Genomic DNA, 22,969 nt, shown 5'->3' on the forward strand with positions numbered 1-22,969 from the left:
AAGGCGCATTATGACTTTAGGTGGAACATCTAACTACCAGCCGGCGCCCACGGGCCAGGTCAATCGCGGCGATTCCAAGAACTACACCCGCAGTGGCCGCATCACCACCGGCTTTTCTATAGCCATTGGCTTTCTCGTGGTGGAGTGGGCGGTCCACATCATCAACGCTTTCCTGTTTGGTGGCCAGCTTTCTAACTACGGCATTCGCCCGCTGGATTTCAATGGCATCTGGGGCATTGTCACCGCCCCGCTGCTCCACGCCAACTTTGAGCACTTGATGTCTAACTCGGTGCCCGGCGCCATCTTCTGCTTCCTCATCGGTCTGTCCGGCCGCAAGGCCTGGTGGGAGGTCACGCTGATCACCACGCTGGTCGCGGGTCTTGGAACCTGGTTTATCGGCGGCCCCGGTACCTCCCATATCGGTGCTTCCAGCTTGGTCTATGGCTGGCTGGCATATCTGATTGTGCGCGGAATTTTTAACCGCTCGCTCATCCAGACCATCTTGGGCATCGTGCTCGGCTTCGCCTACTCCGGCTTGGTATGGGGCGTGTTGCCCGTCTACGAGGGCGTGAGCTGGCAGGGCCACCTCTTCGGTGCCATCGGCGGAATCCTCGCCGGTATGACCATTACCTCGGACGACCCGGTTAAGGCAGTGAAGCGCTAATGCCAACTGCGACCTCTCCCATCGGCATCTTTGATTCCGGCGTGGGCGGGCTCACCGTGGCCCGCGCGGTGATGGAACAGCTGCCGCACGAATCCGTCATCTATACCGGCGATACCGCCCACAGCCCTTATGGCCCGCGGCCCATCTCTGAAGTCCGCGCCTTTTCTCAAGACGTGGCCGATCGGCTGGTGGAACGCGGCTGCAAGATGCTGGTCATCGCGTGCAATACCGCCACCGCCGCCTTCTTGCACGATGCGCGCGAGCGCTACGATATCCCCATCGTGGAGGTCATCCGGCCCGCGGTGCGCCGTGCCATGTCCACCACGCGCAACGGAAAAATCGGTGTCATCGGCACCGAAGGCACCATCAAATCTGGCGCCTATCAGGATCTCTTTGCGCTCAACCCCAAGGTGCAGGCCTTTGCCACCGCCTGCCCGGACTTTGTTCCCTTTGTCGAGCGCGGCATTACCGCCGGCCGCCAGATTCTCGGCGTCGCAGAGGGCTACCTGGCCCCGCTGCAAGCGCAAGGGGTAGACACGCTGGTGTTGGGCTGCACGCATTATCCGCTGTTGACCGGCATTATCCAGCTGGCGATGGGCGATAATGTTTCGCTGGTGACCTCCTCAGAGGAGACCACCAAGGATGTGATGCGGATTCTCACGGAAACGGATATGTTGGCCCCCGCAGATAATCAGCCGGTCCACACTTTTGAATCTACCGGCGACCCAGAGGCCTTTGCCCGCCTTGCCACGCGCTTTCTCGGCCCCCAGATTGCATAAGGAAGTGCAATTTCTCCCCCGTTTGCACGTTGAGTACGCATGCGGGGTGATTTCATGGAACTATTGAGCCCATGAAGCTGACCATCCTAGGCTGCTCCGGTAGCGTCCCCACCGCCCAGAATCCCGCCTCAGGCTACTTGCTGTCCTTCGATAATGCGCCGTCCATCGTCCTCGATATGGGCCCTGGCACCTTGGCGCAGCTGGAACAGCAGCAGGATCCTTGTGATGCGCACGTGGCCTTTAGCCATTTGCATGCCGATCACTGCCTGGATTTTCCTTCCCTGATGGTGTGGCGCCGCTTCCATCCCACGGCGCCGGCGGCTTCGCGCAATATGTGCTTCGGGCCGAAGGCTACGCCCACGCACCTGGGCCGCCTGTCCTCCGATGAGGTCGATGGCATCGATGACATGTCCGATACCTTCGCCTTTAGTGCCTGGGAGCCGGGCGAGCGCCAGCTGGTAGATGATGTCTATATCACCCCCTTCGCGGTAAACCACCCGGTAGAGGCCTATGCCTTGCGTGTGGAGCATACGAAGACGGGCCAGATTATTACCTATTCCGGTGACTCTTCGTATACGCCCGCGCTTGTCGAAGCCGCCCGTGGTGCCGACATCTTCCTCTGCGAGGCGGCCTGGGGCGAGACCTCTGAGGGCAAGGCGCCGGACATGCATATGTCGGGCGCGGAAGCCGGTAGGGCGGCGCGCGAGGCGGGTGTGAGCAAGCTCGTGCTCATCCACATTCAGCCGTGGGGCGATGCGCAAGCTACTTTGGAGGCCGCCCGCTCCGAATTCGACGGCGAGATTGTCCTCGGCGCCGCGGGGATGGAGTTCTAAGATACGCTGGGCGGCATGACTGAATTTACTCGTGCCGATGGGCGCGCGCTCGACCAGATGCGCAGCGTCCGCATTACCCGCAATTTCACCACCAACCCGGCCGGCTCGGTGCTGGTGGAGTTTGGCAATACCCGCGTCATGTGCACTGCATCTGTGGAATATGGCGTGCCGCGCTTCAAGCGTGATTCGGGCGAAGGCTGGCTTACCGCCGAGTACGCCATGCTGCCTTCTGCCACCCATGACCGCATGCCGCGCGAATCCATGAAGGGCAAGGTCAAGGGCCGCACCCATGAGATTTCCCGCCTCGTCGGCCGCTCCCTGCGCGCCGCGGTGGACTTGGAGGAGCTGGGTGAGAACACCATCCAGCTTGACTGCGACGTCCTTCAGGCCGATGGCGGCACCCGCACCGCCTCTATCACCGGCGCCTATGTTGCGCTTGCCGACGCCATCGCACACCTCAAGGCCGAGGGCGTCGTCCCCGGCGAGCCGCTGCTCGATCCCATCGCCGCGGTCTCGGTCGGCATCATTGATGGCGAAATCTGCCTCGACCTGCCCTATGAGGAAGACTCCCGCGCCGAGGTCGACCTCAACGTGGTGATGCAGGAATCCGGTGACTTCGTGGAAATCCAGGGCACCGGCGAGCATGGCCTCTTTGGCCGCGAGGAGCTCAACGAGATGCTAGACGTAGCCCAGAAGGGCTGCCGCGAGCTCATTGCCGCACAGAAGGCGGCGCTGGGGTGGTAATTCTCGTCGCGTCCAATAACCCGAAGAAGCTCGCGGAGCTGGAGCGCATCCTGGCCGACGCCGGCATCGAGGGCGTCGAGCTGCGCCCGCTATCCGCCGTGGAGCCCTACCCAGAGCCGGTGGAAGACGGCCGCACCTTTGCCGATAACGCGCTCATCAAGGCCCGCGCCGGCGCGGCCGCGACCGGCTTTGCCACCATCGCGGATGATTCCGGCCTGGCCATCGAAGAGCTCAACGGCATGCCCGGCGTGCTTTCCGCCCGCTGGTCCGGCCAGCACGGCAATGACCAGGCCAATAATGACCTGGTCTTGGCACAGATGGCCGATGTCCCCGATGAGCGCCGCGCCGCCGCCTTTGTCTCCGTCTGCGCGCTCGTGACTCCCGATGGCACCGAGCACGTGGCCGAGGGCCGCTGGGAAGGCCGCTTCCTGCGCGAGCCGCGCGGGGACAACGGCTTTGGCTATGACCCGCTCTTTCAGCCAGAAGGCGAGTCCCGGTCGGCCGCGGAGATGGTCTCAGAAGAAAAGAACGCGGTCTCGCATCGCGGCCGCGCTCTAAGTCAACTAGTCCCCGCCATCGCGGAGCTGGTTCGTAGTTCCTAAAGCTGGAACTCCTCCTTAATCTCCTTGCGGCGCTTGTGCTCCATCCAGAAGGACAGGAAGGGCACCACGCCGGCAAGGGCGGTGGTAAAGAGCTTGCCCACCGGCCACAGCGCGCGCGGGCCGAGGATGAGGATGGACAGCAGGTAGGTCATGTACGCGATGCCGTGCACGATCGCGATATAGGTGGCCCACTCTGGGATCTCCATGCCGATGAGGTACTGGCAGACCATGCGGATGACCAGGATAATCAGGAAGACACCGGTCACGGTGGCCGCGATGGAGAAAAACTTCAAAGGTCCGCGGATGCGGGCCTGGCGGGCGGGGTGAACTTTATTGGTCATAATCAGCTTTCTTCATTCTCGCCGCGCCGGCGGCGCGGGGTATTCATGGCGTTGAACGTTTCCACATCTATCTGCGGCCGCTGGGGCAGGAAATCCTCATCGATTTTGGTATCTGCCTGCGGCTGTGCGGGAGACTCAGCCGGGGCCTCAGTGACGGTGCTATCCATGTCGCGGGCTTCTTCCTCGGCCGCGAGGCGCTCGTTTTCATAGCGCAGCGTGGTGCGATAGGCATAGACCACGAACACGGCGAACAGTGGCCACTGGAAGGCATAGCCCAAGTTTTGGAAGGTGCCCGAGCCGGAGCGGAAGCGCGTCCATTGCCAATAGGCCAGGAATAGGAAGAGCACGACGAAAAACGCGATGAGGAGGATGTGCCACCACCGCACCTGCATGCGCTTGTTCTTCTTTTCCTCTTGAGTGCTCACGCGTTCCACCCTACCCACCAGCGGCCGGAAAACAGAACACCCCTGGTTTCTGGATTGACGGCGTGCCGTGTACACTATGGCAAGTCCCCCGCGCCCGTGGCGGAATTGGCAGACGCGCTAGATTTAGGTTCTAGTGTCTTATGACGTGTGAGTTCAAGTCTCACCGGGCGCACTATCGGCGCCGCTGGCTCTCGAAGCTGGCGGCGCTTTCGCATATCACCGCCCGCATAGTCGCCCTAAGATGGTCATCATGAAAAAGCTGCTTTCCACCCTAGTCGCCGTCATTCTCATTGCCGCCGTGGCTGCCGCCGCGGTGTTCATTTGGCAGGTGCGGGAACCGGTGGAGGTGGAGACCGAATCGAGTAATACCAAGGTCATCAAGGCCGTGGAGCGTGAAGAGCAGGTGGTGCTCGTCTCGCTGGGTATCGAGGGCCTATCGGAGGAATCCGCCAACAGCAAGCTGTGGAATTGGCAGGTCCCGGGCAGCGAGCGCACCCAGTACATCAAGTACTCCTACCGCGCGAAGCTCGGCATCGAAGGTTCGCAGGTTCAGGTGGAAGAAGAATCCCCGCACCACTTCCGCGTGCAGATCCCAGAGTTCATTTTCATCGGGCACTCGGATGAGAATTTCGAAACCGCGGTGGAGGACAACGGCGCGTTGAGCTGGATTACCCCGGATATCGATAAGGCGGAAACCATCACCAAAATCCTCAATGAGGATAAAAAGAAAGAGGACATCGCGGATAATCGCGATGTCCTCCAATCCCAGGCCAAGCAGTTCTACACCGGCATTATTTCCGGAGTGGACCCAGAAGCCGAGGTGGACTTTTCTTTTCGCTAACTAGTCCACCTCGGTGAACTTGCGGTCCCACGAGGAGCGGACCGGGTTGGCATCGGCCAGCAGGATATCGAAGCGGTCGTTGGCAATTTCTACGATTTCGCCCAGTGCGGTGCGGTACTCCTGCTCCGGGGAGTTGGCTAGGCGGCGCACGCCGACATCAATGACGCGGTCGACGGTGTCATTGGTATCCAAATAGGCCACAAACGGCATATCAAAGCGCTCGCGGTAGGCGGCGGAAAGCTCGGTGATACGCTCGGTCTGCACATCATCCAGGTCGGTCAGGCCCAGGGAGCCGCGGTCGGCGGAGATGGTGGCGGCCTCGTCGGCGTCGGCAAGCAGCAGCTCATCCATGGCCGGGTAATCGTGGATGAGGGCGGCGCGGCGGGAATCATCCGCGGTCAGCACGGCCACCTGAATGGCCGCGCGCAGCTCATTAACATCGCCGAAGGGCCGCGACTCCCACGCCAGCTCCAGCGGCCAGGTCTCGTTATTAAACAGCGGGCGCAGCGCCGAGACGAATTCCTCGCGGGAGGCGCCATTGAGCTGCTGCAAGCTCACGCTCTTGCCGACGGCCCGAGACACCTGCGTTCCCTGCTTGCCCCCTGTATGGAAGAACAAAAGGTTGAGCACGATGGCGGTAATGGCGCCGATGGACATGCCAGAAGAGACGAAGGTTTGTGCCCACTCCGGGAAGGCGGTGGCGATATCCGGCTTGAAGGTCACCAGCATGGCCAAGCCCAGCGCGGAGGTGACGATGACGGAGTTGCGGCCATCAGAAAGATCGGATTTGGCGATGGTCTGCAGACCCACCCACGCCACGTTGGCGAAAAGTGCCAGAGACGCGCCGCCGAGAACCGGGGAGGGGATGGAGGCCACGACCGCGCCGGCCTTGGGCAGAATGCCCAGCACCATCATGAACCCGGCGGCGGCAACGGCCACCCAGCGCGACTTCACGCTGGTCAGGCGCACCAGGCCAACGTTTTGGGCAAAGCAGGTATAGGGGAAGGAGTTCATCACGCCGCCCACCAGGGTGGACAGACCATCGGCGCGAATGGCACGCACGACGTCATCGCGGCGGATGCGCTTTTTTACAATCTCGCCGGTGGCAAAGACGTCACCGGTGGTCTCCACCATGGTGATGATCATGACGATGATGAGCGAGAAAATAGCTACTAGGTCAAACTTCGGCATACCGAAGTAGAACGGGGTAGTAATGCCGAGGGCGGGGGCGGAGGAGACCTCGTCAAAGGAGGCGTCGCCAAGCACGAGCGCCACGCCAGTGCCTAAGACTAGGCCGATGAGCACGGCCAGGGTGCCCAGGAATCCCGAGGAAAAACGCTGCACCAAGATGATGACCGCGAGCGTGCCAAAGCCATAGAGCAAGTCGCGGGTGGCCGGCACGCCCTCGGCGTAATTGACAAAGTCATTGGCCGATACCCCCAACAGTGACGTACCCATAACCAGCAGGACCGAACCGGTGACCACCGGCGGGAAGAAGCGCAGCACCTTGCCAAAGACCGGCGCCGCAAAGAAGGTAAAAAGGCCGGCGACAATAATGGCGCCATAGATGGTAGGCAGCGAGGCCACCCCACCCGCGCCGTCGGTCGCGCCCAGGCCAATGGCAATAATCGGGGAGACGGCCGTTGTAGTCACGCCCTGCACGATGGGCAGGCGCACGCCAATGCGCTTGCCGACGCCCAGGGACTGAATGATCGTCGCAATGCCACAGGTCAACAGATCCGCATTAATGAGGTGGATGGTGGTTTCCGCATCCAGATTGAGCGAGCCGGCAATGAGCAGCGGGACGATGACTGCGCCGGCATAAAACGCCAGCACATGTTGTAAACCCAAGGCGGCTAGTTTGGGGGCGGGTGGGACGATATCTACTGGATGCTTGGGCTGGGAAGCCACGAAGTCCTCCTTTGTGCGGAAGCGAAGCTGAACGGGATTAACAGTAGAGGTTCGTGCAGGTAGCGACCAAAATCTAGCGGTGATGAGGAACACGTTCGGGGCTAGTTCACCCCCGATAAAAGACGTACGTGCGTTCTGCATGAAACCACTAACCAGCTAAACAACACGACCGGTTTATTACTTGGCTTTCAAACGTTTGCGAGACTTGTTATTACCAGGCAATTGGTCAACAATTGAGGCCAGAGGGGCTTGGTGCTGTGGCTCGAAGAAAGCGGCATTTATCCCCTGCTAGAAATTCGCCCGAAAGAAGGGAATTATGACTACCGCAACGCAGCCTCAACAGTTTGAAGCTTGGAAGGGATTTGAGTCCGGTCCATGGACCGAGGGCATCAACGTCCGCGACTTCATCCAGCGCAACTACACGCCGTACGACGGCGACTCCAGCTTCCTGGCAGGCCCGACCGAGAAGACCAAGCGCGTCTGGGACACCCTGGAAAAGAAGTACCTGTCCGTCGAGCGCAAGCAGCGCGTCTACGACGTTGACACCCACACCCCGACCGACATCGACGCCTTCCCGGCCGGCTACATCTCAGAGGACGACGACGTTATCGTCGGTCTGCAGACTGATACCCCGCTGAAGCGCGCCATGATGCCGTTCGGTGGCTGGCGCATGGTCAAGCAGGCTATCGGCGAAGCGGGCAAGGAAGTAGACCCTGAGGTGGAGAAGATCTTCACCCGTTACCGCAAGACCCACAACGATGCGGTCTTCGATATCTACACCCCGCGCATCCGCGCTGCTCGTTCATCACACATCATCACCGGCCTGCCGGATGCTTACGGCCGTGGCCGCATCATCGGCGACTACCGCCGTGTTGCACTTTATGGTGTGGATTACCTGATCGAGGAAAAGCAGGCTTCCCGCGATTCCGTCGCAGATGCTGGCTTCTCTGAGCACTGGGCACGCTTCCGCGAGGAGCACTCCGAGCAGATCAAGGCCCTGAAGAAGCTCAAGAAGATGGCCGAGTCCTACGGCTTCGACATCTCCCAGCCGGCCAAGACCGCTCACGAGGCAGTGCAGTGGACCTACTTCGGCTACCTGGCTTCCATTAAGTCCCAGGATGGCGCCGCAATGTCCATCGGCCGCCTGTCCGCCTTCTTCGATTGCTACTTCGAGCGCGACCTCGCCGCTGGCATCATCACCGAGGAAGACGCCCAGGAGATCATTGACTCCCTGGTTCTCAAGCTGCGTATCGTTCGCTTCCTGCGCACCATCGACTACGACCAGATCTTCTCTGGCGACCCATACTGGGCAACCTGGTCCGACGCTGGCTTTGGCAACGACGGCCGCCACATGGTCACCAAGACCTCCTTCCGTCTGCTGCAGACCCTGGTGAACCTTGGCCCATCACCTGAGCCGAACATCACCATCTTCTGGGATCCGAAGCTGCCAGAGGGCTACAAGGAATTCTGCGCCCACATCTCCATTGAGACCTCCTCCATCCAGTACGAGTCTGACCGCCAGATTCGTGAGCAGTGGGGCGATGACGCCGCAATTGCTTGCTGTGTCTCCCCGATGGAAGTTGGCAAGCAGATGCAGTTCTTCGGCGCTCGTGTGAACGCCGCAAAGGCTCTGCTCTACGCCATCAACGGTGGCCGCGATGAGGTATCCGGCAAGCAGGTTGTCGAAGGCTACGAGCCCATCAAGGGCGACGGCCCGCTGGACTTCGACGAGGTCTGGCAGAAGTACGAGGAGATGCTGGACTGGGTTGTTGGCACCTACGTTGAGGCCCTAAACATCATCCACTACTCCCACGACAAGTACGCCTACGAGGCAGTCGAGATGGCGCTGCACGATTCCAATATCGTCCGCTCCATGGGCTGCGGCATCGCCGGCCTGTCCATCGTCGCCGACTCCCTGGCTGCTATCAAGTACGCTAAGGTCACCCCGGTACGCGACGAGACCGGCCTGATTACGGACTACATCACCGAAGGTGAGTTCCCGTTCTACGGCAACGATGACGACCGCGCCGATGATATCGCCGCTACCATTGTCCACACCGTGATGGAAAAGATTAAGGCCATCCCGATGTACCGCAATGCCATCCCAACCCAGTCCGTGCTGACCATTACCTCGAACGTGGTCTACGGCAAGGCAACAGGCGCCTTCCCGTCGGGCCACAAGGCCGGCACGCCGTTCTCCCCAGGCGCTAACCCTGAAAACGGTGCTGACAGCCACGGCATGGTTGCTTCCATGCTGTCCGTCGGCAAGCTGGATTACAAGGACGCCTTGGACGGCATCTCGCTGACCAACACCATTACTCCTTCCGGATTGGGCCGCACCCCAGAAGAGCGCATCAATAACTTGGTGGGCGTTCTGGATGCCGGCTTCATCATGGAGAAGTAAAAACCACCAACCCTCAACCAACTCGAAAAGGAGAAAATCATGGCAACCCCAACTTTCGAAGACCGCATGTCAGCAATGAAGGCAAACCGCGATGCACACCAGATGAACTCTGGTCTGTACCACGCAAACATCAACGTGCTGGACAAGTCCACCCTCGAGGACGCCGTTGAGCACCCAGAGAAGTACCCGAACCTCACCGTTCGCGTCTCTGGCTACGCTGTCAACTTTGTCAAGCTGACCAAGGAGCAGCAGCTCGACGTTATCTCCCGCACCTTCCACCAGGGTTCCTAATCATGGCAGATGGCGTTACTGGTGTCGTTACCCTCTCTCCTGAAGAAGGAGAGCGAGTCCGCGGCGCGGCCGCGGGCCTGGGAAATGACGCTCAATTCGATGACATTACCCGCCCCGAACTCATGGAGGCGCGCCGTACCGGCGATATTGCCCTCGTGCACTCTTGGGAGCTCGTGACCGCCGTCGATGGCCCGGGTACCCGCATGACGATGTTCATGTCCGGCTGCCCACTGCGCTGCCAGTACTGCCATAACCCAGACACCTGGGAGATGAAGACCGGCACGCTGGAGCGGGTCGAGGATGTGGTCAAGCGCATTAAGCGTTATAAGCCAATCTTCAACGCTTCCGGTGGCGGTCTCACCATCTCCGGTGGTGAACCCCTCTTCCAACTTTCTTTCACGCGCCGCGTGCTCAAGGAAGTTCACGATGCGGGCATTCACACCACCATCGATACTGCCGGTTACCTCGGTGCGCGTTTGCGTGACGAGGACCTGGACAATATCGACCTCGTGCTTCTCGACGTCAAGTCGGGCGACGAGGAAACCTATCGCAAGGTCACTCAGCGCGAACTCCAGCCCACGCTGGACTTCGGCGACAGGCTAAACAAGATGGGCAAGTCGGTGTGGATCCGCTTCGTGGTGGTGCCAGACCTCACGGACTCGCCAGAGAACGTGGAAAATGTGGCCAATATCGTGGCGCGTTGGAAATCCAACGTTGAGCGCGTTGAGGTCCTGCCTTTCCACAATATGGGCAAGGACAAGTGGGATAGCTTGGGCATGAACTACCAGCTAGCTGACACGAAGCCACCAAAGCCGGAGGATGTGGAGAAAATCCGTGACGTCTTCCGCTCGAAGGGCTTGGAAGTCTACTAGCCTGGGAGGACATGACCTCCTATCGCCGCTTCGGCCAAACAATTAAAGAGCACCACCTAGAAGTCCCGTGGGATTATTCCAATCCCCACGGGACTTTTGGGCTTTACGCCCGCGAAATAATCCCGCCCGGCGGCGAGGGCCTGCCCGCATTGCTCTACCTGCAGGGCGGTCCTGGTTTCCCGGCGCCTCGGCCATTGGCGCCTACGGGGCTGATTGGCAAGGCACTGGAGCGCTACCGCGTTATCCTCATGGATCAGCGCGGCACCGGCCGCTCGCACCGCATTGATGCGCTTAGCCCGGCCGCAGAGCGCACTGCAGAGCACTTGGCGTTGCTGCGCCAAGACAATATCGTCCGCGATGCCGAGCGCCTGCGCGAGCACCTCGGACTCGAGAAATGGTCGCTGTTCGGGCAGTCTTTCGGCGGTTTTTGCATCACCGCCTACCTATCCCAGGCACCCGAGCGCGTCGAGCATGCTTTCTTCACCGGCGGCATCCCCACGCTGAAGGGCGCGGACGAGCTCTACCGCGCTACCTTCAGCAAACTCAAGGCCCGCCAGCAGCGTTTCTACCGCGAATTCCCGTGGGCACAAGGCCGGATCGAGGAGATCATTTCCCACCTGGACAATTCAGATGAGCGGCTTCCTACCGGTGAGCGCCTGTCCGCGCTGCGCTTTCGTACCATCGGCATTGAGCTCGGCCGTGGCACCGGCTTTGATTCGCTGGCCTATCTGCTGGAGGAGCCCTTCCGCACCGAGGCGGGGGAGAAGCGGTTGCGGGGTGATTTCCTGGCGGACGTCGGCCAGCGCGTGAGCTTTGCAGACGCTCCGTTGTACGCCGCAATCCATGAGTCGATTTATGGCGGCGCCGGTGGCCAGGCCGCTACGAACTGGGCGGCGCACCGCGTGCGCGAGGAATTTCCGGAGTTTGCTGAGGGCGGCACCTGGCTGACCGGCGAGCACATTTTCCCCTGGCAGTTCGACGAGGACCCAGCCTTGCAAGCGTTTGCCGACGCCGCCCATGGTCTTGCCCGCCACGAATTCTCCCCGCCCTATGCGTTGGGCGAGGTGCCCACCACGGCCGCGGCCATCTACGTCGATGATATTTTCGTCCCGCTCGAGGAGTCCTTGGCTACGGCCGCGCACCTGGGAGACCTGCGGCCGTGGATTAACAATGAATTCCAGCACAACGGCATCCGCGAGGATGGTGCGACCATCTTGGGGAAGCTCTTTTCGCTTATTGACGATCACTAGCATTTCGCTATTTCCTATGCGAAAATATTAGTGATCATCACGACATTTAGGGAGATTCAATGATTGCCACCATAGTAATAGTTTTTATCCTGCTGATTATCTTGGGAACGCTTTTCGATGGCTATTTCATCGTTCGCACTCGCGAAGCTGCCATTTTGGAGCGTTTGGGCAAATTCCAAAAGGTGGCGCATGCTGGCCTGCACTTTAAGATGCCGTGGGTGGACCGTGTACGCGATAAGATTTCGCTGCAGGTGCGCCAGCTGGATGTGATGGTGGAGACAAAGACAAAGGACAATGTCTTCGTCCAAATCCCTGTTGCCGTGCAGTACGAGGTGGTCCAGGGCCGCGAGCGCGAGGCGTACTACATGCTCTCCAATCACGAGCAGCAGATTGTGGCCTACGTCCAGGACAATGTTCGTTCCTCCGTAGCGAATATGAACCTAGATGATTCCTTCTCCTCCAAGGACACCATCGCCCGCAATGTTGCGGCCTCCCTGCGCGACAACATGGCCGAGTATGGCTGGAATTTTGTCAACACCTTGGTCACCGATATTCGCCCCGATTCCCGGGTGCGCGAGTCCATGAACTCCATTAACGCGGCGCAGCGCGAGCGCGAGGCGGCCGTCGCCCAGGCGGAGGCTGAAAAGATCCGCGTGGTGAAGGAAGCCGAGGGTGCAGCCGAGGCGAAGAAACTGCAGGGCCGCGGCGTCGCCGACCAGCGTAAGGAAATCGTCGAGGGCATTGCCCAGCAGTACGAAATGCTTCGCGACGCCGGCGTGGAAGAATCCCCCGAAGCCCTCATGCTGGTCTCCCAGTACCTCGATGCAATGGTCGACGTCTCCCACAACGGCCAGGCGTCCGTTCTTTACATGCCCTCCAACCCGCAGGGGATGGGCGATCTTTTCAGTGGCATGCGCGATGTGCTCATGGCCAATCGCGCCCTCGACTCTGCCGAGGAGCCGTCGCAGCGCCGTCGCCTGCAGCCTAAGAAGCCTTCCCGCGCTGAAGAAATCGAGCGCGAATCTAAGCGACAGGCCGAACGCGCCAAGCGCGAAGCCATCGCCGCTTCCCAGCGCGCTGAGCAGCAACGCTCCGAGCACCAGCAGGCAGAGCCGCAGCCGCAGCAGGGCCCGCACTCCACTGCGCAGCCCCAGGCTGCCCGCGAGTACTTCCAGCAGCTGCGCGAGCAACTAAAAAACGAGGAGTAGCCCTGAGCATCGATAACCTCTTTGATGCCTATACCGCGCAGCGTGGCATAACCCGCCGCGCGGAGGTGATCCCCGATCACGAGTGTCAGGTCTTCGCCACCGACGGCCATCCTGACTCTGGCCGTGATGCGTTAAGCGCCGCGCGCGACCTTGTCCATGACGTCCTTATGGCCGATGACACGCCGAGTAGCGCTACCTCGCAGAGGCAGCGCTAACGAACCCAGCGGACCTTGCCATTGACCCGGGCAAGGCGCCCGCGCAGCGGCGGGGCATTTGGATCATCTTGGTTGACCCCGTTGTGGTAGGGGCAGCATACCGTCAGGTTCTCCATATTGGTCAACCCGCCGTGTTTCCACGCCTTGAGGTGATGGATCTGGGCCTTGTCCGCCGGATGGTTGCACGGCGGCCATGGGCAGGTGGGATTTTCGGCCGCGGCCATCTGCCGCTGTTTCTCGGTGGCGTAACGCGATGTGCGATACAGGTTGACTGGGCCCTTGACGGGGTGGATAAGCGTCGCGAGGCCGTGCTCGGTGAAGGTGCGCTCGACGAGCTCGGCGCCGGAAATGGTGGCGCCATTGCTAAGGCGCAGCGTGACTTCCTCGCCGTCGCCGTCCAGGATTTGGTCTAGAGCGTTGAGCGGGATGATGACGTTGGTGGTGGTGCGCGCGGAAGGCGCGCCGGTGCCGCGAAGGAGGTCGCGGAGGGAATCGAGGGGGCGGTCGGGGTCGAGCGCGGCGTCGAATTCAGCAAGGAAGGCCGAGGGTGCGGTAATCCGCATGGTCCACGGTCCGTTAGGGCGGCGAAGGAGTTGGACGCCTTCGCGGGGTGGCATGCGGCGCGGGCGAAGTTCGCGCAGGCGCTGCTTGGCGCGGCGGGCAATTTCAGAAGCCGGCCCACGCAGGCGGCACAGCTCCACGCGCAGGTTCCACGCCTCACGCTTAGTACGCACCCGGGAGACGTACTTTTCAATCAGCTTGAGCGTTATGAGGTCGTGGTGGCGGGCGGCCGCGGCTGCGTGGCGTTGCTTGCGGCTAAAGCCGGTCGGTCCGAAGTAGACCGCGGCCAGCGCGCGGAGGTCGCGGGCCTCGACGTCAGGTAAGCCCAGCTCGAGAAGGGCGCGCTCAGACATGCCGTGGGCCTCGGCGAGGATGTCCATCGCCGAGGCTATGTGGGTGGCATAGGCCTTAAGTGCGCTCATGGCTGCAACTTTAAGCAGAGCCGGCGGGTGAGCCGAGGCGAAGACGTCCGCAGCTGTGGATAACTTGTTTAAGCGTCAACTGCCCCAGTGGGCCGCAATGGCAAATAGATACGAAACGAGCATGCGCTTAATCTCTACGACCACGGCGTCAAAGTCGCCTGGGTCGCCCGCAGTTGCGTAATTGAGCTGCGAGACCACGCTGTGGATAAGGAAGCCGGCCAGGTCAATGCGTTGGTCATCGCTCATGGACGGCGCGAGCGGGGAGAGGATTTCTGACAAGGGGCAAAGCAGCTGACGCTCGGTATCTGCGGCCGTCGCGCGGGTGGCGGGGGTGGATTGCACGGCATGCCACACGGCGCGCCGGGAGGGATCGTCGCGCCACATGCGCGCCAGGTGATCGATGGTTTCATCCAGCACATCGGGCCACTGCACGTCCGGGGCACGGCGGGAGAAGCGCTCGATTTCGGCCCGGCTGGCGGCCGTGTCTTGGCGGTCGAGCTCGCAGACGAGCACGTATTTATTGGCAAAGAACTGATACAGCGTGCCGATGGGCACCCCGGCGCGGTGGGCGACTTCGTCGACGGTGAAGGATTCAAAGCCGACGTCGACAAGCACGGCGCGGGCGGCCTGCAGAATGCGCTCGAAGCGCTCGCGACTGCGCGCCTGCGCTGGCCGACGCCGCGGTAGCAGAATCTCTCCCACGCGCTAGCTAAGCCCCTTCATCACGCGGGCGACGTGGCCGGTGGCCTTGACGTTGTAGTGCGTCTGGCCGATGGTGCCATCCGGCTCGACCAGGAAGGTGGAGCGGATAACGCCCTGGACGACCTTGCCGTAGTTCTTCTTTTCCCCAAACGCGCCATAGGCGGTCATGACAGACTTATCCGGATCCGACAGCAGCGGGAAGTTCAGCTCGTGGTCCGCGCGGAACTTCGCCAGCGCCTCCGGCTTATCTGGCGAGATGCCTACGACGGCAATATTGAGATCATTGAGCTGTTCCAGGGAATCGCGGAAATCGCAGGCTTCCTTGGTGCAGCCCGGGGTATTGGCGCGGGGGTAGAAGTAGACAAGTACGCGCTGGCCTGCGTAATCGGCGAGGGAAACGGTGTTTCCGGCGTCGTCGGCAAGCGCAAAAGCAGGGGCGGTATCTCCAACATTCAAACGGTTTTCAGTCATGGTTTCCACCTTACTTACCGCCCGGGCTGCACGCTTTTGGGGCGGCGGGGTAGAATGACCCCGTTAAGAGCGAACCTAAGTTAAGAGGAGAACTTCGTGGCACGCAATATTGAAGACATTCAGCGCGATATCGAGCGCACCCGCCGCCAGCTGGCCGGCACCTTGGACGAGCTGGCACAGCGCAGCAAGCCGCAGAACTTTGCCAACGAGGCTAAGACCGCGGCCACCGATAAGCTGCAGGACCGCAACGTGCAGATGGCCCTGGGTGGCGTCGGCGCCGCTGTGGTTGGCCTGATTGCTTTCTCGGTCTTCCGCTCTCGCCGCCGCAAGAGCGACCTGAAGGAGCTGCAGCGCCTGCTGTCCGAGCGCCACTAATTGTGAAGTCCCCGCACACCGCGGGGACTTTTTCGTAGGCTGGGTTGGGATGAAGACACCAATCCCTTTTTATTTGCAGGAAATCCTCACCAAGGTGCGCGATAATCGCGACGGCGCCGTGGCGGACTATATTCCGGAGCTGGCTAAGGCGGAGCCTGAATATCTCGGCGCCGCGATGTGCACCACCACCGGCCACGTTTATTCTGCGGGCGATGATGAGGTGGAATTTACCCTTCAGTCCTTGTCCAAGCCTTTTGTTTATGCGCTGGCTCTCCAGGAGCTTGGTCTTTCCGCGGTGCGCGAGATTGTGGGTATGGAGCCTTCGGGCGAGGCCTTCAACGAGCTTTCGCTCAACCGAGATGACCATCGGCCGGTCAACCCGATGATTAATGCGGGCGCGATTGCGGTCACGCAGCTGATTAATGGCGTGGATTCGGAGCCTGCCGCGCGCGTGGAGCGCCTGCGCACCTATTTTTCGCGGCTGGCGGGGCGCGATTTGCTTATCGACGACGCCATGCGTTCCTCCGAGCTGGAAGTCAGCGAACGCAACCTCTCGCTGGCGCACATGTTGCGCAACTACGACATCATCCAGGACGAGGCGCACGATGCGGTGTCGACCTATATTGAGCAGTGCTCGATTGTGGTGACGGTGCGGGATTTGGCCGTGATGTCGGCAACGTTGGCGAATGGTGGCGTGCAGCCGGTGACGGGGGACAAGATTCTCGATGCGGACGTGTGCCGGTTGACGCTATCGGTAATGAGCTCGGCTGGCATGTACGACGGCGCCGGCCGATGGATGGCCGAGGTGGGTATCCCGGCGAAGTCGGGTGTTTCGGGCGGCCTGCTGGGCACGCTGCCGGGCCAGCTGGGCGTGGCGACATTCTCGCCGCGACTGAACAAGGAAGGCAACTCGGTGCGCGGGGTGGATGCGTTCAAGCTGTTGTCGAAGGACATGGGCCTGCACCTGATGTCTACGGACGAGCGCTATGGCGTGAACCCGGTGCGCAAGGTGGAGCAGGACGCGGAGCTGACCGTGATCTACCTGCAGGGCCTGATCAACTTCAACGCGGCCGAGACTATCTTGTACGAGTTGATGGAGTCGGATTTTGGCGAGGGCACGGTGGTGCTCGAGCTATCGCATATTACGGGCACGAACCGCATGGGCCGACGCATGCTGAAGGAGGGGCTGCGCCGAATTCGCGAGTCTGGCTTCGATATTGCCATCGTGGATCCGGATGGGGAGCTGGAAGATCGCACCATGTCGGACGGCACCGAGGTGCCCAAGGGAGAGCCGGAAGACTACACGATCAACGGTGAACCCGTTTAGGTTTGGGTTACCTTACTTAGTCAGGTTAGGATGTCCTATGTAAGGCTCCTCGCGGCTGCCGCGAGGGCATCCAACAACCAAGGACTAAAAATGGCTCATACCCCCTTCAAGGTGATGGCGGTTGTGGCGGCGTCGGCAACCGCGCTCGTCGGCTGCGGCGCGGCTGAGGAAGTAGCTGGCGGCTCCAGCGGCGATGCTGAGTTCTCCTTCACCGATATCACCGGCCGTGATGTGGAACTGGATAAGGCTCCCGATCGCGTGATTTTGGGGGAGGGTCGATCGATTTTTGCCACCGGCGTGCTCAATACCGATAATCCGCTGGATAAGGTCGTCGGCATTGGCACGGACTTGAAGCAAAACGTGCCGGATTACTACAACGCGCTGGAAAAGGAGCTGCCCTCCGTTAACGAGGTTCCGGAGATTGGCGGCTTCACCAAAGGCGATGTCACCGTGGAGAAGCTTGTGAGCTTGGATCCGGATCTCATCGTGCTGTCGCTGGATCAATACGATGCCTCCCGCGAAGCGGGCCTGACCGACAAGATGGAGCAGGCCGGCCTGAAGTACGCGGTGACCGACTTCCGCCGCGACCCGCTGGAGAATACGCCTAAGACCATGGACATCTTCGGCGAAATCTTCGGCCAAGAGGACCGCGCGGAGGAATTCAACGCGGATTGGCAAAAGACCGTGGACTTGGTGGAGGAACGCGCGGAGAAGGTTAAGGATAAGCCGCGGACCTTCGTCTGGCGTGCGGCCGGCGTTTCCGATTGCTGCGGTTCGTGGAACGATTCCAATATCTCCCAGCTGGTCAACGCGGCCGGCGGCGAGAATATTGCCGATGAAATCATCCCGGGCGAGTCCGGCACAATCACCCCGGAAAAGGTCCTAGAAGCCGACCCGGACATGATCATTGCTACCGGTGGCGATTGGTCCGATATGAAGGACGATGAGGGTCACCCAGTCGGCTATGCGGCCGTCGGTTATGGCATCGATGAAAAGGAAGCCAAGGGCAGTGTGGCTAAGCTGCCGGGCAAGCAGGCCGGCTTCGATAAGCTGCGTGCGGTCAAGGAGCACCACTTCCACAGCATGTGGCACCAGTTCTATGATTCGCCGTTTAATTACCTGGCGCTGCTGCAGGTCGCCGAGTGGATTGATCCGGAGGCGTATGCCGATATGGACGTCGCCAAGCAGTGGATGGACGCGCAAGAAAAGTACTCGCCGGTCTCTGGCGAGGGAACCTTCTTTAGCACCAACTAATGGAGGGCGCAGAGGTAGCCGCGCTAGCGCGGCAGCATAAGAAGTTAACGTGGCAACGCATCGGTATTGTGGCGGGCCTGACGCTGATTGCGGCCGTGGCTTTTATCATCAGCAACTTTGTGGGCGCGATTGATATCAGCCCGGGCGAGGTCATGAAGGGCATCGTGAATCCCGCGGGTCTGGAGGACCAGACGCGCACGGTGCTGTGGCAGCTGCGCCTGCCTATGGCCGTGATGGCCGTGCTTATCGGTATGGCCTTGTCCTTGGCCGGCGCGGAGATGCAGACCATCCTCAATAACCCGCTAGCCGAGCCGTTTACCCTCGGCATTTCTGCGGCCGCCGCGTTTGGCGGCGCCAGCTCCATCGTGCTCAAGTGGCAGCTGATTGCGCAGCCGCAGTTTAACTTGGCGCTGGTGGCGTGGCTTGCGGCCGCGGTGGCTACGGCCATTATTGTTATCGCGGCCGTTATCCGCGGCGCGAAGGCGGAGACCATGGTGCTGCTGGGCATTGGCTTGGTGTTCTTCTTCCAAGCCATGCTGGCGCTTATCCAATACCAGTCCTCGGCCGAGGCGCTGCAGCAGATCGTCTTTTGGTCCATGGGTTCTCTTACCCGCGCCAATTGGGCGGCCAACGGCGTGCTGGCGGCCGTGCTGATTATCGCCCTGCCCATTTTGTGGGCGCTGGGCTGGCGCCTTACTGCCTTGCGGCTTGGTGACGCCCGCGCTACCGCCATGGGCATCAATACCTCCCGCCTGCGCGTTGTGGTGCTCATCGTGGTCTCGCTCGTTGCGGCGACTACCGTGGCCTTCGCGGGCATCATCGGCTTCATTGGCTTGGTGGGCCCGCACATCGCCCGCATGTTGGTGGGTGAGGATCAGCGTTACTTCCTGCCGGCCTCCATGGCGGCGGGCGCGGCCGTGATGTGTGCCGCGCATGCGGTGAGCCTGATGATTAAGCCGGGCCTGGCTATTCCCATTGGCATTGTTACCTCGCTTCTGGGCGTGCCATTCTTCATTGCCATCGTTATGACCCGAAGGAGGGCATTGTGGACGTAGAACTGACTATTTCCGGGCTGAGTGCGGCCTATGGCAAGCACCGCGTGCTGGAGTCCGTGGATGTGGAAAAACTCCACGGCGGGCAGTTGGTGGGCCTGTTGGGTCCGAATGCCTCCGGCAAGACCACGCTTATCAAGTCCCTGGCCGGCGTGCACCGCGGCTGCGATGGCGAGGTGGATTTCCGCGTCGATGGCACGGCCCCGCGCGGCAAGCGTCGCCGGCAGCTCATCGGCTACGTGCCGCAGGATCTCACGAGCACGGCCGCGCTGCGGGCGTTTGAGGCCGTGCTGATTTCTGCGCGCCGTGAGGCCTGCGAGGACCCGATTACGCGCACCGGTGAGGTGCTGCACTCGCTGGGCCTAGACGCGATTGCCTCGCGCTACCTCAATGAGCTTTCCGGCGGCCAGCGCCAGCTGGTGGCGGTGGCGCAGATGTTGGTGGGCAACCCGGGCCTGATGCTTCTCGACGAACCTACGTCCGCCCTCGACCTGCACCACCAGATCTTTGTATTGGATGAGGTGCGTGCGAAGGCGAAGCGCGACGGCAGCCTAGGCCTAGTGGCCATCCACGACATCAACCTGGCTGCGCGCATGTGCGACCAGCTGGTGGTGCTTAAGAAGGGCCATATTCGCGCTCAGGGCGCGCCGTCGGACGTTCTCACGGGGGAGCTCGTGGAAGGCGTGTATGGGGTAGAGGCGGACGTCGTCCAGCATGGCGGCGCTCCGCTCATTGCCCCGCTGCGGGTAAGATAACAAAAAGGCCGGGCGATTGCCCGGCCTAATTTTTTGTTTAAATTTTTAAGTGGTGCGCCATCAGGGAATCGAACCCCGAACCCACTGATTAAGAGTCAGTTGCTCTGCCAATTGAGCTAATGGCGCATTGTTGACTTCCTGCCGTGTGGCTCTCTGTGCAACGAGTAGATACTCTAGCAGCCATTCTTGAAAAGTGTAAAATCGCCTGGTCATCGCATATTTTTAGGAGTGTATAACGAATTGGTTAATGCCTGAAGTGGCTTCTGGTAATTGCTGGATCGAGACGCTAATCTAAATTGGTCTTTGAAAGCAGCAAATACGTGTCTAAGGGCAACTCAGTGAAACATTCCCTCCCTATTGCGCGCCGCCTCATCGCGGCCGCGGGCGTTGCGTGCATTTCCCTAGCCGCCGCCTCCTGCTCCTCCGATTCCTCTGCCGAGAATCAGGCCGCTGACCAAGAATCCACCGCCGCAAGCGCGGACGGGGAGAAGGGCAGCGGCAAAGAGGGCAAAGAGTCCGAAAAGAAAAAGGATGGCCTGAAGGTTTCCGTGAAAGACGGGGCGAAGAACGTGGATCCGTCCCAGCCCGTCACCGTGAAGACCACCGGCAAGCTCAAGAGCGTCACCATGACCAATGAAATGGGCGTGGAAGTCAAAGAAAAGCTCTCCAAGGACGCCAAGACGTGGTCTACTGCGGAGGACTTGGGCTATAACCACACCTATTCCATCGTGGCCTCCGATGTGGATGGCAACAAGAAGAAACTCAGTTTTTCCACTCCGCAAGCAGCGGGCGTTGCCGAGGTCTCGCTTACCCCGATCCCGGACTCTGAGGTCGGCGTAGGCCAGGTCATTGGCGTGAACTTCGGCGTGCCGATTACGGACCGCAAGGCGGCCGAGAAGACCATTACTGTGACCACCAACCCTGAGGTTAAGGGCGCTTTCTACTGGGTCAACAACCAAGAGGTGCGCTGGCGTCCAAAGGAATACTGGGAGCCGGGCACCAAGGTTGAGGTGAAGGTGGACCAGTATGGCAAGGACCTAGGCGGCGGAATTTACGGCGGCGAGAACGCCAAGACCAATTTCACCATCGGTGACCGCACCGTGGCGATTATCGATAACGCCACCAAGACCATGAAGGTCTTTAAGAATAAGAAGTTCTTGCGCGCCATCCCGGTCTCGCTCGGCCGCGATTATCAGTACGATACGCCAAACGGGCGCTACATCATTGGCGATGAGCATCCGCAGCTGCTGATGGACTCCGAGACCTTCGGCCTTTCCCACTCCGCGGGCGGCTACCGCACGATGGTGGACTGGGCTACCCAGATGTCCTATTCCGGCATCTATGTCCACTCCGCTCCGTGGTCCGTGTGGGCGCAGGGCAATACCAATACCTCGCACGGCTGCATCAACGTGACGCCGGAGGCCGCCCAGTGGTTCCAGGAGACGATGAAGCGCGGCGACGTGGTGCGCGTGTTCAATACCTACGGTGAAACGCTTAATGCGATGGACGGCCTGGGTGACTGGAATATGTCCTGGGACGAGTGGTCCAAGGGCAACGCGGATGCCAATCAGTAGCGCCCAAGAGCGGCGCAGGCGATGAGCGCATGGCTACAGTGGTGGCCATGCGCTTTTCTGTTTTAGACCGCGGGGCGGCAGGGCCGTTGGACCAGGTGGCTGAGCACGCCCGGCATGTGGAGCGGCTTGGTTTCCAGCGATTTCTGGTGGCCGAGCATCATGGCGTGCCGGGCATTCCGGCGGGGCAGCCGGGGATGTTGGCAGCCCACGTGGCGGCGCGCACGCAGCGCATTCGGGTGGGCACGGCCGGCATCATGCTGTTAAATCACCCGCCGTTTCTGGTGGCCGAGCAGATAAACCTCCTTGAGACGTTGTATCCCGGGCGCATCGATATTGGGATTGGTTCCTCTGTCGGCTTTACCGGCCCGGTGCGGCGCGCACTGCGCCAGGGCGACCCGGCCGAGGTGAAGCAGCGCTTTGAAACGGAGCTGGCGACGCTGCTGCGCTACCTGCGCGGCGAGGAAGCGGTGACGGTGCGGCCGGAGTATGCGGGCACGCCTATTTACGTGTTGGCGGGCTTTCGATCGGCCATGGTTGCGGCCAAGATGGGGCTCGGCGTCATCTTGGGTGGTCCGGTGGCCACGCAGGAGGCGGCCGCGCGGGTGTATCGGGAGCATGCGCTTGCCGACGCCCCACCTATCATCTCCTCGCTCAATATCGCCGTTGCCGATACGTCCGCGGCCGCCCGTGATCTGTTGTTACCGGAGGCCTATGCCAAGGTACTCGCGCAATCCAACGGCGAGTTCGCGGCCCTGCGGCCTGCAGGAGAGCTGGATATGGATGCGCTGACGGGGCAGCAGCGCCGGCGCATTGAGGAGGCCCTGGCCCATGACGTGTGGGGAACGGTAGAGGAGGTGGGGGAGGAACTAAGGGGCGTCGGCAAGCGGCTGGGCGTGAGTGAGTTTGTGGTGACCGGAGATATGCCAGATGTGGCCGGTCGGGCGCGCTCGGAGGAGCTGCTGGCGAGCCTGCAGGCGGAAAACTGAAAAAGCCCGAGCGCAAGGCTCGGGCACTTGGGGTGGCTGACGGGACTCGAACCCGCGACACCCAGGATCACAACCTGGTGCTCTACCAGCTGAACTACAGCCACCATCGC

At 61.0% G+C, this 22,969-nt stretch carries 22 protein-coding genes, 3 tRNA genes and 1 pseudogene; 18 read left to right on the forward strand and 8 right to left on the reverse strand.

Going from position 1 to position 22,969, the window contains the following annotated elements:
• Window positions 1-10: 10 nt before the first annotated feature.
• The 5 genes from I6J28_RS04705 (at window position 11) to rdgB (ending at window position 3,622) form a co-directional block, all read left to right on the forward strand.
• Window positions 11-664, forward strand: coding sequence for a rhomboid family intramembrane serine protease (locus I6J28_RS04705; RefSeq protein ID WP_204611082.1), 654 nt, complete (start codon window positions 11-13; stop codon window positions 662-664).
• A complete protein-coding gene (gene murI / locus I6J28_RS04710) occupies window positions 664-1,443 on the forward strand; it encodes a glutamate racemase (RefSeq protein WP_204611083.1) in 780 nt (259 codons plus the stop codon). The genes I6J28_RS04705 and murI overlap by 1 nt, the downstream gene beginning before the upstream one ends.
• Window positions 1,444-1,514: 71 nt before the next feature.
• Window positions 1,515-2,276, forward strand: coding sequence for an MBL fold metallo-hydrolase (locus I6J28_RS04715; protein WP_204611084.1), 762 nt, complete (start codon window positions 1,515-1,517; stop codon window positions 2,274-2,276).
• Window positions 2,277-2,291: 15 nt separating this feature from the next.
• Window positions 2,292-3,020 carry a ribonuclease PH gene (gene rph, locus I6J28_RS04720; protein ID WP_005323955.1) on the forward strand — a complete coding sequence of 243 codons (729 nt, stop codon included), beginning with the start codon at window positions 2,292-2,294 and terminating at the stop codon, window positions 3,018-3,020.
• The gene (gene rdgB, locus I6J28_RS04725) at window positions 3,014-3,622 is read left to right on the forward strand and encodes an RdgB/HAM1 family non-canonical purine NTP pyrophosphatase (protein WP_204611085.1); all 609 of its coding nucleotides are present in this window, start codon (window positions 3,014-3,016) and stop codon (window positions 3,620-3,622) included. Before rph ends, rdgB begins: the two co-directional genes overlap by 7 nt.
• On the opposite strand, the gene I6J28_RS04730 is transcribed toward rdgB, so the two are convergent.
• Window positions 3,619-3,963, reverse strand: coding sequence for a DUF3817 domain-containing protein (locus tag I6J28_RS04730; RefSeq protein WP_204611086.1), 345 nt, complete (start codon window positions 3,961-3,963; stop codon window positions 3,619-3,621). The two genes, rdgB and I6J28_RS04730, sit on opposite strands and share 4 nt — an antisense overlap.
• A gap of 2 nt (window positions 3,964-3,965) precedes the next feature.
• Window positions 3,966-4,355, reverse strand: coding sequence for a hypothetical protein (locus tag I6J28_RS04735; protein WP_204611410.1), 390 nt, complete (start codon window positions 4,353-4,355; stop codon window positions 3,966-3,968).
• Window positions 4,356-4,478: 123 nt separating this feature from the next.
• On the opposite strand from I6J28_RS04735, the gene I6J28_RS04740 reads away from it, so the two are divergent.
• Window positions 4,479-4,560: transfer RNA gene (locus I6J28_RS04740), tRNA-Leu, on the forward strand.
• A gap of 78 nt (window positions 4,561-4,638) precedes the next feature.
• Window positions 4,639-5,229, forward strand: coding sequence for a hypothetical protein (locus I6J28_RS04745; RefSeq protein ID WP_239192218.1), 591 nt, complete (start codon window positions 4,639-4,641; stop codon window positions 5,227-5,229).
• Here I6J28_RS04745 and I6J28_RS04750 read toward each other — a convergent pair whose 3' ends face one another.
• A complete protein-coding gene (locus I6J28_RS04750; protein WP_204611088.1) occupies window positions 5,230-7,140 on the reverse strand; it encodes a solute carrier family 23 protein in 1,911 nt (636 codons plus the stop codon). It lies immediately after the preceding gene.
• A 316-nt stretch (window positions 7,141-7,456) separates the two neighbouring features.
• Here I6J28_RS04750 and pflB point away from each other — a divergent pair.
• From pflB to I6J28_RS04775, 4 genes and pseudogenes are all read left to right on the forward strand, one after another.
• Window positions 7,457-9,835 (forward strand): annotated as a pseudogene (gene pflB / locus I6J28_RS04755) (formate C-acetyltransferase).
• A 2-nt stretch (window positions 9,836-9,837) separates the two neighbouring features.
• Window positions 9,838-10,707, forward strand: coding sequence for a pyruvate formate-lyase-activating protein (gene pflA, locus I6J28_RS04765; protein WP_204611092.1), 870 nt, complete (start codon window positions 9,838-9,840; stop codon window positions 10,705-10,707).
• A gap of 11 nt (window positions 10,708-10,718) precedes the next feature.
• On the forward strand, window positions 10,719-11,957 hold the full coding sequence (locus I6J28_RS04770) for an alpha/beta fold hydrolase (protein WP_204611094.1): 1,239 nt from the start codon (window positions 10,719-10,721) through the stop codon (window positions 11,955-11,957).
• A 59-nt stretch (window positions 11,958-12,016) separates the two neighbouring features.
• Window positions 12,017-13,165 (forward strand): SPFH domain-containing protein, encoded by a 1,149-nt coding sequence (locus I6J28_RS04775; RefSeq protein ID WP_204611096.1) that lies wholly within the window; start codon window positions 12,017-12,019, stop codon window positions 13,163-13,165.
• Between the two features lie 211 nt (window positions 13,166-13,376).
• Here the strand turns inward: I6J28_RS04775 and I6J28_RS04780 are convergent, their stop codons facing one another.
• From I6J28_RS04780 to bcp, 3 genes are all read right to left on the reverse strand, one after another.
• Window positions 13,377-14,363, reverse strand: a complete 987-nt coding sequence (locus I6J28_RS04780) for an HNH endonuclease signature motif containing protein (RefSeq protein ID WP_204611098.1) — start codon at window positions 14,361-14,363, stop codon at window positions 13,377-13,379.
• 75 nt (window positions 14,364-14,438) lie between these two features.
• Complete coding sequence (locus I6J28_RS04785; protein WP_204611100.1) at window positions 14,439-15,065, reverse strand: TetR/AcrR family transcriptional regulator; 627 nt, start codon at window positions 15,063-15,065, stop codon at window positions 14,439-14,441.
• Between the two features lie 3 nt (window positions 15,066-15,068).
• Window positions 15,069-15,536 carry a thioredoxin-dependent thiol peroxidase gene (bcp, locus tag I6J28_RS04790; RefSeq protein ID WP_005327287.1) on the reverse strand — a complete coding sequence of 156 codons (468 nt, stop codon included), beginning with the start codon at window positions 15,534-15,536 and terminating at the stop codon, window positions 15,069-15,071.
• A 96-nt stretch (window positions 15,537-15,632) separates the two neighbouring features.
• Between bcp and I6J28_RS04795 the strand changes: the two genes are divergently transcribed.
• The 5 genes from I6J28_RS04795 (at window position 15,633) to I6J28_RS04815 (ending at window position 20,299) form a co-directional block, all read left to right on the forward strand.
• On the forward strand, window positions 15,633-15,911 hold the full coding sequence (locus tag I6J28_RS04795; protein WP_005323988.1) for a DUF3618 domain-containing protein: 279 nt from the start codon (window positions 15,633-15,635) through the stop codon (window positions 15,909-15,911).
• Between the two features lie 49 nt (window positions 15,912-15,960).
• A complete protein-coding gene (locus tag I6J28_RS04800) occupies window positions 15,961-17,238 on the forward strand; it encodes a glutaminase (protein ID WP_204611101.1) in 1,278 nt (425 codons plus the stop codon).
• A gap of 90 nt (window positions 17,239-17,328) precedes the next feature.
• On the forward strand, window positions 17,329-18,492 hold the full coding sequence (locus I6J28_RS04805) for an ABC transporter substrate-binding protein (protein WP_204611102.1): 1,164 nt from the start codon (window positions 17,329-17,331) through the stop codon (window positions 18,490-18,492).
• Complete coding sequence (locus tag I6J28_RS04810; RefSeq protein ID WP_204611103.1) at window positions 18,492-19,547, forward strand: FecCD family ABC transporter permease; 1,056 nt, start codon at window positions 18,492-18,494, stop codon at window positions 19,545-19,547. Before I6J28_RS04805 ends, I6J28_RS04810 begins: the two co-directional genes overlap by 1 nt.
• Window positions 19,538-20,299, forward strand: a complete 762-nt coding sequence (locus tag I6J28_RS04815; RefSeq protein ID WP_204611104.1) for an ABC transporter ATP-binding protein — start codon at window positions 19,538-19,540, stop codon at window positions 20,297-20,299. Before I6J28_RS04810 ends, I6J28_RS04815 begins: the two co-directional genes overlap by 10 nt.
• A 50-nt stretch (window positions 20,300-20,349) precedes the next feature.
• Here I6J28_RS04815 and I6J28_RS04820 read toward each other — a convergent pair.
• A tRNA-Lys gene (locus I6J28_RS04820) sits at window positions 20,350-20,425 on the reverse strand.
• A 212-nt stretch (window positions 20,426-20,637) separates the two neighbouring features.
• Here I6J28_RS04820 and I6J28_RS04825 point away from each other — a divergent pair.
• Both I6J28_RS04825 and I6J28_RS04830 read left to right on the forward strand, forming a co-directional pair.
• The gene (locus I6J28_RS04825) at window positions 20,638-21,873 is read left to right on the forward strand and encodes a L,D-transpeptidase (RefSeq protein ID WP_204611105.1); all 1,236 of its coding nucleotides are present in this window, start codon (window positions 20,638-20,640) and stop codon (window positions 21,871-21,873) included.
• Between the two features lie 29 nt (window positions 21,874-21,902).
• Window positions 21,903-22,859: an MsnO8 family LLM class oxidoreductase gene (locus tag I6J28_RS04830; protein ID WP_204611107.1), complete on the forward strand. Its 957-nt coding sequence runs from the start codon at window positions 21,903-21,905 to the stop codon at window positions 22,857-22,859.
• A gap of 28 nt (window positions 22,860-22,887) precedes the next feature.
• Here the strand turns inward: I6J28_RS04830 and I6J28_RS04835 are convergent.
• Window positions 22,888-22,963: transfer RNA gene (locus I6J28_RS04835), tRNA-His, on the reverse strand.
• Window positions 22,964-22,969: the final 6 nt, after the last annotated feature.

The sequence above is a fragment of the Corynebacterium tuberculostearicum genome (assembly GCF_016894265.1).
GTDB lineage: Bacteria > Actinomycetota > Actinomycetes > Mycobacteriales > Mycobacteriaceae > Corynebacterium > Corynebacterium tuberculostearicum_D.

Coding starts and splice junctions, on each gene's coding strand:
- I6J28_RS04705 (WP_204611082.1), top strand. CDS start 11: ATGACTTTAGGTGGAACATCTAACTACCAGCCGGCGCCCACGGGCCAG.
- murI (WP_204611083.1), top strand. CDS start 664: ATGCCAACTGCGACCTCTCCCATCGGCATCTTTGATTCCGGCGTGGGC.
- I6J28_RS04715 (WP_204611084.1), top strand. CDS start 1,515: ATGAAGCTGACCATCCTAGGCTGCTCCGGTAGCGTCCCCACCGCCCAG.
- rph (WP_005323955.1), top strand. CDS start 2,292: ATGACTGAATTTACTCGTGCCGATGGGCGCGCGCTCGACCAGATGCGC.
- I6J28_RS04730 (WP_204611086.1), bottom strand. CDS start 3,963: ATGACCAATAAAGTTCACCCCGCCCGCCAGGCCCGCATCCGCGGACCT.
- I6J28_RS04735 (WP_204611410.1), bottom strand. CDS start 4,355: ATGCAGGTGCGGTGGTGGCACATCCTCCTCATCGCGTTTTTCGTCGTG.
- I6J28_RS04745 (WP_239192218.1), top strand. CDS start 4,639: ATGAAAAAGCTGCTTTCCACCCTAGTCGCCGTCATTCTCATTGCCGCC.
- pflA (WP_204611092.1), top strand. CDS start 9,838: ATGGCAGATGGCGTTACTGGTGTCGTTACCCTCTCTCCTGAAGAAGGA.
- I6J28_RS04770 (WP_204611094.1), top strand. CDS start 10,719: ATGACCTCCTATCGCCGCTTCGGCCAAACAATTAAAGAGCACCACCTA.
- I6J28_RS04775 (WP_204611096.1), top strand. CDS start 12,017: ATGATTGCCACCATAGTAATAGTTTTTATCCTGCTGATTATCTTGGGA.
- I6J28_RS04780 (WP_204611098.1), bottom strand. CDS start 14,363: ATGAGCGCACTTAAGGCCTATGCCACCCACATAGCCTCGGCGATGGAC.
- bcp (WP_005327287.1), bottom strand. CDS start 15,536: ATGACTGAAAACCGTTTGAATGTTGGAGATACCGCCCCTGCTTTTGCG.
- I6J28_RS04800 (WP_204611101.1), top strand. CDS start 15,961: ATGAAGACACCAATCCCTTTTTATTTGCAGGAAATCCTCACCAAGGTG.
- I6J28_RS04805 (WP_204611102.1), top strand. CDS start 17,329: ATGGCTCATACCCCCTTCAAGGTGATGGCGGTTGTGGCGGCGTCGGCA.
- I6J28_RS04810 (WP_204611103.1), top strand. CDS start 18,492: ATGGAGGGCGCAGAGGTAGCCGCGCTAGCGCGGCAGCATAAGAAGTTA.
- I6J28_RS04830 (WP_204611107.1), top strand. CDS start 21,903: ATGGCTACAGTGGTGGCCATGCGCTTTTCTGTTTTAGACCGCGGGGCG.